The organism is Vibrio fujianensis, from assembly GCF_002749895.1.
Taxonomy (GTDB): domain Bacteria; phylum Pseudomonadota; class Gammaproteobacteria; order Enterobacterales; family Vibrionaceae; genus Vibrio; species Vibrio fujianensis.
Genome location: NZ_NBUS01000040.1, coordinates 62,188 through 75,023 on the forward strand (window position 1 = coordinate 62,188; position 12,836 = coordinate 75,023).

Below are 12,836 nucleotides of genomic sequence, written 5' to 3' on the forward strand. Positions count from 1 at the left end.
AAACGTTGATGATTATGCCAAGTTATCGACACGCCTTGATCAACTTGCGCTGCAATATCAACAAACCAAGCGTAATACGCTGTTTTATCTTGCTACCCCACCCAGCTTATATGGTGTCATCCCGAGTAATTTGGCCGCTCACGGATTAAATAGTGAACAAAATGGCTGGAAACGATTAGTTATCGAAAAACCATTTGGTTATGATTTAAAATCTGCACAGGCATTGGATATCGAAATCCACCGCTATTTTTCCGAACACCAAATCTACCGAATTGATCATTACTTAGGCAAAGAAACCGTCCAAAACTTACTGGTTTTCCGCTTTGCCAACGGTATGTTTGAGCCATTATGGAACCGGAATTTTATCGACTATGTCGAAATTACTGGCGCAGAATTTCTTGGCGTCGAAGAGCGTGGCGGTTATTACGATGGTTCCGGTGCAGTGCGTGATATGTTCCAAAACCATTTACTCCAAGTACTGGCTATGATGAGTATGGAGCCTCCGGCTGAAATTAATGCCAATGCCATTCGTAATGAAGTGAATAAAGTGTTGCAGAGCTTACAACCACTGTCTGAACAAGATCTACGAAATAACCTAGTACTCGGTCAATACACAGAATCAGAAGTACGAGGTAAGTTTTTACCCAGTTATCGAAATGAGCCAGGCGTGGCCGATGATTCTCGTACTGAAACGTATATTGCTTTGAAAATGTTTATTAATAACTGGCGTTGGAATGGTGTACCTTTTTACGTGCGCTCAGGTAAACGTCTGCCGACTCGAGTCACTGAAGTCGTCATCCATTTCAAACGTACACCCCACCCAGTTTTTGCTCACAATGCGCCAGAAAATAAATTAATCATCCGTATTCAGCCTGATGAAGGTATTCAGATGAGCTTTGGATTAAAAGAGCCAGGTGCTGGTTTTAAAGCCAAAGAAGTCGCAATGGACTTTCACTACACGTCACTCTCTGAGAAAAAAATGCTGACAGCTTATGAGCGTCTATTACTTGATGCTCTTAACGGTGATGCGACCTTGTTTGCAAGAACTGACGCGGTAGAAGCCTGTTGGAAATTTGTGCAGCCTATTTTAGATTTTAAACAAGATCCCCAATCACTTTATGGCTATGCTTGTGGCACTTGGGGGCCCAAAGAGTCAGATGATTTATTACAGCGAGATGGCCGTGAATGGCGCTTCCCATGTAAAAATTTAACCGATACGGATTATTGCGAATTATGATTAAAAATAAGATTTTTCCAACGGCAAACGCGGTTGTTGAATCCTTAGCGAAGGACTTACAGGCATACAGCCAACAAGGCCAGCCAATACATATCTCTCTTTCTGGCGGCAGCACACCGAAGATGTTGTTTAAATTGTTGGCTTCTCAACCGTACGCCTCCAACATTCAATGGCAAAACTTACATTTTTGGTGGGGTGATGAGCGCTGTGTGGCTCCCGATGATGCCGAAAGTAACTATGGCGAAGCGAACACGCTTTTATTTAGCCAAATCAACATTCCCGCGGAAAATATCCACCGTATTTTAGGCGAAAATGAACCCCATGCCGAAGCAAAACGTTTTGCCGAAGAAATGACGCAAATCGTTCCGGTGGAAAATGGCGTCCCAGTTTTTGATTGGATTCTATTGGGAGTCGGCGCTGATGGACATACCGCATCGCTCTTTCCTAACCTGACCAACTATCAAGATGAACAGCTATCGGTCGTGGCCACTCATCCAGAATCGGGGCAACTTCGTATTTCTAAAACAGCAAAAGTATTAGAAGCGGCAAAACGGATTAGTTACCTTGTTCTGGGCTCAAGTAAAGCCGAGATCGTCCATCAAATTCACACCACTCCAGCCGTAGCTCTCCCTTATCCAGCGGCGAAAATTCAGTCATCTCACGGTGCAACGGAGTGGTATTTAGATTTAGACGCAGCAGCAAAAATTGCGTAAAGGAGAATAAGAAATGAAAGGTGATATCGGTGTTATCGGCCTAGCAGTCATGGGCCAAAACCTTATCTTAAATATGAATGATCATGGCTTTAACGTGGTGGCTTATAACCGTACTACCGCGAAAGTGGATGAGTTTTTACAAGGCCCAGCCAAAGGCACCAAGATTGTCGGTGCTTACTCACTACAAGACTTAGTGGATAAACTTGCCACACCACGCAAAGTCATGCTGATGGTACGAGCTGGAGATGTGGTGGATGCATTTATCGATCAATTAGTTCCTTTACTCGATAAAGGCGACATCATTATCGATGGGGGCAATACTAACTACCCAGACACTAACCGCCGTGTTGCCGCGCTACGAGAGAAAGGTATTCACTTTATTGGTACTGGTGTTTCTGGTGGAGAAGAAGGTGCACGTTTCGGGCCTTCTATCATGCCGGGTGGTGCCGAGGAAGCTTGGCCAGCCGTAAAACCCATTTTTCAAGCCATTTCAGCCAAAACGGATTCTGGAGAACCTTGTTGTGACTGGGTCGGTAATGATGGTGCGGGACACTTTGTGAAAATGGTTCATAACGGTATCGAATACGGTGACATGCAGCTTATCACTGAAGCTTACCAGTTTATGAAAGATGGACTTGGGATGTCTGCGGATGAAATGCAAGCGGTATTTTCTGATTGGAACAAAACCGAACTTGATAGCTATCTTATTGAAATTACCGCCGATATCCTTGGCTATAAAGATCAAGATGGCCAACCATTAGTAGAAAAAATTCTTGATACTGCTGGTCAAAAAGGCACGGGTAAATGGACGGGGATTAATGCCTTAGACATGGGTATTCCGCTGACGCTAATCACTGAGTCCGTATTCTCTCGCTGCTTATCCGCACTTAAAGATCAACGTGTTGCTGCTGAACAATTATTTGCCAAAGCCATCACACCGGTTGAAGGTGATAAGCAAGCGTGGGTTGATGCGCTTCGTCAAGCCTTATTGGCATCGAAGATCATCTCTTATGCACAAGGTTTTATGTTGATGCGTGAAGCCTCGAATGAAAATGGTTGGGATCTTAACTACGGCAACGTAGCGCTAATGTGGCGTGGTGGCTGTATCATTCGTTCCGCTTTCTTAAGTAATATTCGTGATGCGTTTGCAGCAAACCCAGACATTGCATTCTTAGGTTCTGATCCCTACTTCAAAGGTATTTTGGATAACTGCCTTGGCGCGTGGCGTAAAGTGGCAGCGAAATCAATGGAAGTGGGAATCCCAATGCCGTGCATGACCTCAGCACTCACTTTCCTCGATGGCTATACCACCGCTCGTTTACCGGCAAACTTACTACAAGCCCAGCGTGATTACTTTGGCGCTCATACTTATGAACGTATCGACCGACCTCGTGGTGAGTTCTTCCATACCAATTGGACAGGAACGGGTGGTAATACCGCTTCCACGACTTATGATGTATAAATTTACTCGCCCTATTGACGGTAAATAAATTCATCCCTATTATCTACGCCTAAAAAATAAGCATCAGGGAGGATGTTAACTGAGTTAACATCCTCTATTTTTTGGTTGATTTTTATTACTGAGAGAATTAACAATGACCTTCAATAAGTACTTTGTATTTGCTCCTAAAGCATTGGAAGAAGGAACGCAGCAAAACACTGAATGGACATCGGATAAGGAAACTCAGCGCCAAGCAATGGTTAAACAGGCGCAGCAACAAGGCGGTTGCTAACGGCTTCCCCACCTTAACCGCTTTTGTTGCGACTAAGGTGGGGCATCTTCCCGCAGTAATACTCAAGCATAAGACACGATCAGCGAACCTCGCCGATATCGTTGTCGCAATCTAGTGAATGGCTCACAAACATAAGGGTTGCCACACTCTGTCCATCCCGATGCCTTGCTTAGAAAGCGACTCGCCAGGTAAAAACTCTGCGACCAAATGATCGATCAAATGGCGAACAGCAGGAGCAAGATGCTTTCGTGATGGATATAACGCATAGATTGCCATCGTTTGTGGTTGCCAATCGGGTAATAAGCGTATTAATTGTCCATTCGCTAATGCTCGCGCAACAAGGTAAGTCGGTTGTAAACTCACCCCCATTCCATAAATCGCAGCACTCAAGAGTACCGTTGCCTCGTTAGCACTGAATGCACATTGTACCTCTACTGACGTCTGTTGCTCTCCTTGACTTAAATGCCAAATATGTCGTTCTGCACTTTTATATCCTAAACAGCGATGCAAGACTAAATCTTGCGGAATGGTAATCTCAGGCTGAGTAGCTAAATAGTCTGGAGCGGCGACCAATACCGACTCACACTCCGCAATCTTACGTCCAATCAAACTAGGGTCAGGATTAGAGGCAATCCTGATCGCAAGATCAATTCGCTCAGCAATAAGATCAGCCGTTTTATCCTGCACTTCCATATCAATCGATACCAACGGGTGCTTTATTAAAAACGTCTTGATGGCAGGCACTAACTGCGAAAAACCAAAAGACATACTTGCCGCCAATTTTATCTTGCCACGCAAATCCTCTTTATTCATTGTCTGATGTAATAAAACTTCTGACTGCTGAACCCAAGCTTCAATTTCCGGCAAACATTGCTCACCAGCGCTCGTTAGTGACACCATCCGTGTTGTCCGGTTGAGTAATCGAATCGCCAGCCAATTTTCCATGGTATCAATATAACGGGTCACCATTGGCCGTGACATGGTTAAACGTTCTGCGGTTGCTGTAAAGCTTTGAGTTATCGCCACATCTAGAAAAACTTTTGCTGCCGTGAGTCGATCCATAATTTGCTCGATTTAAGAAACAATGATGTCAATTATTAGCTATATATCCGAACAAGTCTAATTCGTATGATAGCTCCCGAACCGATAACTGACTTTCGATACTCTATTTTAGGATCAATCATCATGAAAAAACTGACTCTACTGACCGCAACGACACTGATCACCAGCACTGCATTTGCGGCACAGCAACCTTTAACACTGGACGTATACAACGCCGATGGTAATAGCTTTCATGTAAACTCAACCTTAGTTTACGGCGCAACAGAAGCCATGGTGATTGACACTGGCTTTACCAAAGCCGATGCCTTACGCATTGCCGCTAAAGTCATCGATTCAGGCAAAAACCTAAGCACGATTTTTATTAGCCAAGCGGATCCTGATTACTATTTTGGCGCGGAAGTATTACATGAGCTATTCCCTGATGCGAAAGTCCTCACCACTCCGGGAGTTCGCGCGACGATTGAAGAGAAGCTCGATGGCAAACTAGCGTTCTGGGCTCCGAAAATGGGCACTAACGCGCCAGTGAAACCAGTATTACCGACCGCTTATCATGGTAAAACGCTCACCATTGATGGACAAACCATAGAGATCCACGATGCAGACGGTGAGCTAGCGCATCGCCCTTACTTGTGGATCCCAGCCAACAAAGCCATTTTGGGCAATGTAGCGGTCTACGGTAACGTTCACTTATGGATGGCCGATGCGCAAAGCGATGCCAGCCGTCAAGCGTGGGCACAGCAGCTTGAGCGTATGCAAGCCTTAAAACCAGAAGTGGTGATCCCTGGTCACATGATTGCCGGTACTCAATTAGATGCCTCAGCGATTAGCTTTGCTCAGCGCTATTTAGCGGATTTTGCCCAAGCAAAACAAACCAGTAAAGATAGTCAACAATTAATCAAACGTATGCTTAAGCTTTATCCTGAAGCCGGTTTACCCATGGCATTAGAGATTGGCGCAAAAGTACATATGGGTGAAATGCAATGGTAAAAGTACACTACTTTTTTGACCCAATGTGTGGCTGGTGTTTCGGTGCTAGCCCACTACTAGAAACACTGGCTGAAATGCCGACTATCACACTCAAGTTACATCCGGGTGGCATGTTGCCACGCTCCGAGTTGGCCGCCGAGTTTCGAGCGCATATATTAGAGGCAGATCAACAGATTAGCCTGGTGACTGGACAAGTTTTTGGTGAAGCGTACCGCTCGCGAATTGCCAGCCAGCAGCCGCTCATCGTTGACTCTTACCTTACCGCTCAGGCGATCATCGCCGCGGAAGCATTGCAAGGCCTAGGATTGGCGATGTTGAAAAAAATTCAGCAAGCCCATTATCAACGAGGATTAACAGTTGCCGAGCCAGAAGTATTGGCTCAGTTAGCAAGCCAATTAGGTATTGAACACGATAAATGGCACAACGCCATGCAGCAAGCCAAATCTGATTTACCGGCCACGATTGCCAATAGCCAACAACTGATGGCTCAGTATCAATTGCGGGGATTTCCATCACTGATGATTGAGCAGGCAAATGGCCAGTGGCACTCGGTTCAGCCGAGCGTTTATTATGGGAAGCTTAATCAGTGGCAAGCGTTTTGGCAATCAATGGCAGGTATCTCATCTGGCAGCCATGCCTAAACCAGTTAGGATGATCGATAATATTGAGGCCAGATTAAATCGAAAAGCGATCATTCACTTAAAAAACAGCCCCCAAACTTGGGGGCTATTGACGTTGATAAAGCTATTTTATCAGATCAAAACGATCAGCATTCATCACTTTGCACCAAGCCGCAACAAAGTCATGCACAAATTTTCCTTTGTTATCGTCTTGTGCGTACACTTCCGCATATGATCGAAGAATAGAGTTTGAGCCAAATACTAAGTCGACTCGCGTCGCTGTCCATTTGACTGCGCCAGATTGACGCTCGCATATTTGATACAAATTTCGCCCTTTAGGTTTCCAAGTGTACCGCATATCAGTTAAGTTCACGAAAAAGTCATTACTTAACACGCCGACATTGTCGGTAAAGACACCATGCGATGTTTCGCCATAGTTGGTACCTAATACGCGCATTCCCCCCATTAATACGGTCATTTCTGGTGCGGTAAGACGCATGAGCTGAGCGCGATCAAGCAACAATTCTTCTGGGCTAACAACATAGTCTTTCTTCAACCAATTCCGAAAACCATCAGATAAGGGTTCAAGAACATCAAATGATGCCACATCAGTTTGCTCTAATGTTGCATCGCCACGCCCAGGAACAAATGGTACCTTGACCTCAACACCCGCCGCTTTAGCCGCCATTTCAACTCCGACATTACCAGCAAGCACGATGGTATCCGCGACACTTATGCCAAACTCACTGGCGATGTTTTCTAGCACAGCAAGCACTTTTGCTAAGCGCTCAGGTTCATTACCTTGCCAATCTTTCTGTGGCGCAAGACGGATCCGCGCACCATTTGCACCACCCCGTTTATCGGATCCACGGAAGGTACGGGCACTATCCCAAGCGGTGGAGACCATTTCACTAATACTTAATCCGCTGGCGGCAATTTTCGCTTTTACCGCATCAACGTCATAATCGCTACGTCCCGCTGGGATTGGATCTTGCCAAATCAAATCTTCTTTAGGAACATCAGGGCCAATATAGCGAGCTTTAGGCCCCATATCACGGTGCGTCAGTTTGAACCAAGCACGAGCAAACACCTCAGAAAAATAAGCCGGATCTTGATAAAAACGCTCAGAAATCTTGCGATAAGCAGGGTCCATTTTCAGCGCCATATCGGCGTCAGTCATGATTGGGTTATAGCGAATACTTGGATCTTCGACATCAACTGGCTTATCTTCCTCTTTGATATTGATGGGCTCCCATTGCCAAGCGCCCGCTGGGCTTTTTTTCAATTCCCAATCGTAAGTAAACAATAAATAGAAGAAACCGTTATCCCACTGTGTTGGATTGGTTGTCCATGCCCCTTCAATACCACTGGTGACCGTATTACGCCCCACACCACGTGTGGTGTGATTGATCCAACCTAAACCTTGTTCTTCTAATTCCGCCCCTTCCGGATCAGGCCCTAAATTGGCCGCGTCGCCATTACCATGACATTTACCCACGGTATGACCACCAGCGGTTAACGCCACCGTCTCTTCATCGTTCATTGCCATACGTTCAAAAGTAACGCGCATATCATGAGCCGTTTTCAGTGGGTCAGGATTGCCATCAACGCCTTCTGGGTTGACATAAATCAACCCCATCATGACTGCCGCTAATGGGTTTTCTAGATCACGAACGCCAGAATAACGGCTATTTTTAGCGCCACTCGGTGCCAACCACTCTTTTTCTGATCCCCAATAAGTATCTTTTTCTGGGTGCCAGATATCTTCCCGACCAAAAGCAAAACCAAAAGTCTTAAGCCCCATCGATTCATAGGCCATGTTACCCGCGAGGATGATCAAATCTGCCCAGCTGATCTTATTGCCGTATTTTTGCTTGATTGGCCAAAGTAAACGACGAGCTTTATCTAAGTTAGCATTATCAGGCCAAGAGTTTATTGGTGCAAAACGCTGATTGCCGGTGCCTGCGCCACCTCGGCCATCAGCAATACGATAAGTTCCGGCCGAGTGCCAAGCCATACGGATCATTAAACCACCATAATGCCCCCAGTCAGCTGGCCACCACTCTTGGCTATTGGTCATTAACGCTTTCAGGTCGTTTTTTAAGGCATTAACATCGAGTTTTTTTAATTCTTCACGGTAATTAAAATCAGCCCCCATTGGGTTCGTTTTTGCGTCATGTTGATGCAAGATGTCAAGATTAAGTGCTTTAGGCCACCAATCCATGTTAGACATCTCGGCAGAGGTAACACCACCATGCATGACTGGGCACTTACCACCTGAATTTATCCCATTATTTTCCATTCTATTCTCCTTGCTATACATTGCTGCAGTGACTACCGAGTAATTTCACACATAAACGGTTATCTAGATCTAGGCTAAGCTATTTAAAAATCAAACACTAATACACTATAGCTATCAATTTAATAGACACTATCCCCAAACCACTTGAAGTAACCAGAAAACGGCAAGTGAGTGATAAATTTACCCAACCGAAGGCTGATTTTTATTAAAAGCCAATCTATATGATTGCGGAAAACCAACATCGCCAATACCGCGGTCGCCTCAAGTCACAAAGGGAATATCTCCCTTTAAAACATATCGATACTAAGGATAGGCGAGCCTAAAAAATTTTCCTTGTTCCCGTGACATGAATGAGTAAACTTTGATATTTATCAAGCGAGCAGATCGTTTTGCTCTTTATTTTGTGAGTGGTGACATGAAACCAAAGCATTCACCATAAAAATACTTGGCTGGTTTTTCGCCTTAATATTTATTTTTCCGACGTTGAATACATTTATACACATTTTTGCTGCATTTTATTTCATGATTCAATAGCATATACGGGTTGCTCTGGAATCATCAACACCCATTAACGAGCGAAAAACTCTTATTTTATCAAAAATTTAGGAAAAGCCATGAGGGCATCATTTCCTAATCAAGGACATCAACAAATTAATCTCACAAGGAAATCATCGTGACTTACATTCATAACACTATAGCCAGATTAAAAAAAACAAGCCCCGCACAAGCCGAATTTTATCAAGCAGTAGAAGAGATCTTAGACTCACTACAACCCATCTTAGAAACCAATGAAAAATACAAAGCGCATGCCATCATCGAACGGATGGTTGAACCTGAGCGACAAATTATGTTTCGTGTACCTTGGGTTGATGATCAAGGAAATGTGCAAGTTAACAAAGGCTATCGGATTGAATTTAACTCGGCTTTAGGGCCATACAAAGGTGGACTACGTTTTCACCCGAGCGTCAATGCCAGTATCATCAAATTTTTAGGCTTTGAACAAGTGTTTAAGAATGCCTTAACTGGCTTACCCATTGGCGGTGGAAAAGGGGGCGCAAATTTCGATCCCAAAGGGAAGTCGGATGCTGAAATTATGCGTTTTTGCCAATCGTTTATTAATGAGTTGTACCGTCACATTGGCCCGACAAGTGATGTTCCAGCAGGCGATATTGGCGTTGGAGCACGTGAAATTGGCTATATGTTTGGTCAATATAAACGCTTAACGGGTAATTATGACGGCGTATTCACAGGAAAAAGCCTACTTTGGGGCGGTTCTTTGGTTCGTAAAGAAGCCACTGGTTATGGGTGCGTTTACTTCGCACAATACATGCTAGAAGATCACAATCAATCATTAGCAGGCAAAACCTGTCTAGTTTCGGGGGCCGGTAATGTGGCGATTTACACCATTGAAAAGCTCTATGAACTCGGTGCTCGCCCCATTACATGCTCGGATTCAAGCGGAACCCTCTACCATGAAACAGGCATTAACTTGGCGACCTTAAAAGAGCTCAAAGAAGTGCGTAAAGTTCGTTTAGCAGAATACCTACAGTATCATTCTGATGCTCGTTATATTCCGGCTAGCGATTATCCAGCCGATGGTCATGCAGTTTGGCGCTTCCCTGCTGACTTAGCCTTTCCATGTGCCACACAAAATGAACTGACCGCACAAGATGCGCAAGCTCTTGTGGCCAATGGCGTTATCGCGATATCGGAAGGTGCAAACATGCCGTCAACCCAAGACGCAGTAGAAGTGTTCCTTGATGCAAACATTTGCTACGGCCCAGGTAAAGCGGCCAATGCAGGAGGCGTGGCCACCAGCCAGCTAGAAATGGCGCAAAATGCCAGTATGCAAACGTGGAGTTTTGCCAAAGTCGATGAAAAATTAAAAGTGATCATGAAAAATATCTACCGCAATGCACGTGATACGGCAGTAGAATTTGGCGAACCGAACAATTTGGTTCTCGGAGCCAACATTGCAGGCTTTCGAAAAGTCGCTGACGCAATGATCGAGCAAGGTGTGGTTTGATTATATCACCGAGGAGGGGGAAAATCCCCCCCTCACCTTTCTCTTAACAACTGAATATCGCTACATAATGCCCATCTCAGAAGCAATGACCGCTAACGTTCGTCCGGTTTTGCTGCTTTCTTGTGCTAGCTTAATTAAGGCGATATTTTGCAGCGCTTGCTCAGCAGGAACGGGGTTTTCAGTGCCCAACCGAATCGCATCGGCAACGGCTTTAAAGTAGTGCTGATAGCCGCCACACTCAGTGGTTATCGCCTGAGCCCCGGATTCACTATAGCGTTGACCATAAAGCGTTGGGTCTTCACTTACCCAGTGGTCACCAATAGGCTCTACCCCTTGTTTAAGCTGCGCTTCTTGTGGGTCAAGCCCCATTTTTTCGTATTTGGCAAGCGTTCCTAAGATCTTATAACGTAGATTGGGCTCGGGGCTGTATAGGTTAGAATGCAAATGCACTAAATGATTAGGGTAGTGCAAAATAAGATTATAGTAATCAATGGTTGTCGCGCCTGGGCGCATCATTCGACATTGAGCATTGATGGCTTGTGGAAGACCAAACAGCACCAACGCTTGATCCAATAAGTGTGGAGCTAAATCAAATAAAATGCCACCCCCCTCTTGTGCCTGTTCACGCCAACGCTGGCGAACGTCTGGACGATAACGATCAAAATGAGACTCGAATAAGCGCACCTCCCCCAAACGACCTTGTTCAATCATTTTTTTTACGGTGAGGAAATCCCCATCCCAACGCCGATTATGGAACACACTCAACACTCGCCGTTGCTCTTGCGCCAAAGTAATTAAAGCTTTGCCTTGTTCAATTTGGGTGACAAATGGCTTTTCAACGATCACATGTTTGCCATTTTCTAACGCACGCTTGGCCAAAGGGAAATGAACATCATTAGGAGCGGTAATAATCACCAGTTCTGCATCGCTGTGATCGAGTAATGCCTCTGAATCTTGATACCACTTCGCCTGTGGCCAATCATGTTCAACGGCAGATTGTTGACTAGAACTGATCGCGCATAGCTCTAGCTCAGGTAAGGTTTTTATAAATGGGAGGTGAAAGGTTTTAGCAGAATAACCGTAGCCAATAACGGCGGTTTTGATTGGCGTATAAATCATGACGTTTCTCTTTATGCATCTCGAGTTTTATTATCATGCCGAATCGGACTAATTAGGTAAAGTTTTACCTATTGCATGCACCACCTAAAAAGAAAACCACCCTCGAATAGGGTGGTTTTCAGTCATGATTAGCTATGCAGCGGCAATGTATTGTCGTTTTCGACTCTTTTTTTGCTGTAACTCTAAAATTAACCGATCCATATCCACCTCAATATTAAAACGTTGCTTCAGGTTAGCGAGAAAAATTGGGTCTTCACACATGGCTTTTTCTGGTTCATCACTCACCTTCGCTACCGGACGACCATTGCACTCAGTTAATTTAATCACCATCGACAACGGTTGATAGGCTTTATCCCGATCATTTTTCCAGCCCGCTAAATCATTAGTAAGAAAGGTTCCGATACCAAATGAGATACGAACTCGCCCTGCAAAGTATTCACACAATGATAATGCCTGGTCAAAGTTAAGCCCATCGGAGAAAATAAACAGCTTATTTTTAGGGTCAATGCCTAACTTTTTATAGTGAGCGAGCATTTTATCGCCCCAAGTAAACGGACAACCGGAGTCATGGCGAACCCCATCATAGGCTTTGGCAAGGTGCACATTAAAATCACGAATAAAGGCATCAATGGTTAAGGTATCGGTTGGGGCAATAGACAGCTGCCCATCAAACGCTCGTAACCACTGTTCTAAAGCAACTCGTTGTGAATCGCCGACATTGACTAAAGCTTGATGGCCCATAAACCACTCATGAGCAATTGTACCAATCGGTTTAAGGTTAAATTCACGAGCAAAATGGTAATTACTGGTACCAAGTAATAACTCGGGAATTTCTTGGTGCAGATAAGCAATCACATCGCGCTGAACTTGACTGGAAAAACGGCGGCGAGTGCCCATTTCTGTCAATGAAAAATTCTCTATACCACGTTTTTTAAGTTCGACTTTTAAAGTCTGAACTTTTTCTGCCAATACTTGCAAAGGTAGCTCAATAGGCACTTGTGACCATCGACGGCGGCTACGAACTTCAGAGACGATCG

At 44.8% G+C, this 12,836-nt stretch carries 11 protein-coding genes; 7 read left to right on the forward strand and 4 right to left on the reverse strand.

Going from position 1 to position 12,836, the window contains the following annotated elements; translation table 11 throughout:
* From zwf to B7C60_RS17080, 4 genes are all read left to right on the forward strand, one after another.
* Nucleotides 1–1,237: glucose-6-phosphate dehydrogenase (zwf, locus tag B7C60_RS06230; protein WP_245868692.1), on the forward strand; the 1,237-nt coding region annotated here is incomplete at its 5' end.
* Nucleotides 1,234–1,950, forward strand: coding sequence for a 6-phosphogluconolactonase (gene pgl, locus B7C60_RS06235; RefSeq protein WP_099610913.1), 717 nt, complete (start codon nt 1,234–1,236; stop codon nt 1,948–1,950). The genes zwf and pgl, both read left to right, overlap by 4 nt.
* A 13-nt stretch (nt 1,951–1,963) precedes the next feature.
* Nucleotides 1,964–3,412 (forward strand): decarboxylating NADP(+)-dependent phosphogluconate dehydrogenase, encoded by a 1,449-nt coding sequence (gnd, locus tag B7C60_RS06240; RefSeq protein WP_099610914.1) that lies wholly within the window; start codon nt 1,964–1,966, stop codon nt 3,410–3,412.
* A gap of 133 nt (nt 3,413–3,545) precedes the next feature.
* A complete protein-coding gene (locus B7C60_RS17080; protein WP_170887331.1) occupies nt 3,546–3,683 on the forward strand; it encodes a hypothetical protein in 138 nt (45 codons plus the stop codon).
* A gap of 123 nt (nt 3,684–3,806) precedes the next feature.
* Here B7C60_RS17080 and B7C60_RS06245 read toward each other — a convergent pair whose 3' ends face one another.
* The gene (locus B7C60_RS06245) at nt 3,807–4,745 is read right to left on the reverse strand and encodes a LysR family transcriptional regulator (RefSeq protein ID WP_099610915.1); all 939 of its coding nucleotides are present in this window, start codon (nt 4,743–4,745) and stop codon (nt 3,807–3,809) included.
* 123 nt (nt 4,746–4,868) lie between these two features.
* Here B7C60_RS06245 and B7C60_RS06250 point away from each other — a divergent pair, with 123 nt between their 5' ends.
* The gene (locus tag B7C60_RS06250; RefSeq protein ID WP_099610916.1) at nt 4,869–5,732 is read left to right on the forward strand and encodes an MBL fold metallo-hydrolase; all 864 of its coding nucleotides are present in this window, start codon (nt 4,869–4,871) and stop codon (nt 5,730–5,732) included.
* The gene (locus B7C60_RS06255; protein ID WP_099610917.1) at nt 5,726–6,373 is read left to right on the forward strand and encodes a DsbA family protein; all 648 of its coding nucleotides are present in this window, start codon (nt 5,726–5,728) and stop codon (nt 6,371–6,373) included. The genes B7C60_RS06250 and B7C60_RS06255 overlap by 7 nt, the downstream gene beginning before the upstream one ends.
* A 103-nt stretch (nt 6,374–6,476) precedes the next feature.
* Here B7C60_RS06255 and katG read toward each other — a convergent pair whose 3' ends face one another.
* Complete coding sequence (gene katG / locus B7C60_RS06260) at nt 6,477–8,654, reverse strand: catalase/peroxidase HPI (protein ID WP_099610918.1); 2,178 nt, start codon at nt 8,652–8,654, stop codon at nt 6,477–6,479.
* A 673-nt stretch (nt 8,655–9,327) separates the two neighbouring features.
* On the opposite strand from katG, the gene gdhA reads away from it, so the two are divergent.
* Complete coding sequence (gene gdhA, locus B7C60_RS06265; protein WP_099610919.1) at nt 9,328–10,680, forward strand: NADP-specific glutamate dehydrogenase; 1,353 nt, start codon at nt 9,328–9,330, stop codon at nt 10,678–10,680.
* A 60-nt stretch (nt 10,681–10,740) separates the two neighbouring features.
* Here gdhA and B7C60_RS06270 read toward each other — a convergent pair whose 3' ends face one another.
* Nucleotides 10,741–11,799 (reverse strand): oxidoreductase, encoded by a 1,059-nt coding sequence (locus B7C60_RS06270; protein WP_099610920.1) that lies wholly within the window; start codon nt 11,797–11,799, stop codon nt 10,741–10,743.
* A 132-nt stretch (nt 11,800–11,931) separates the two neighbouring features.
* Nucleotides 11,932–12,836: nicotinate phosphoribosyltransferase (pncB, locus tag B7C60_RS06275; RefSeq protein WP_245868695.1), on the reverse strand; the 905-nt coding region annotated here is incomplete at its 5' end.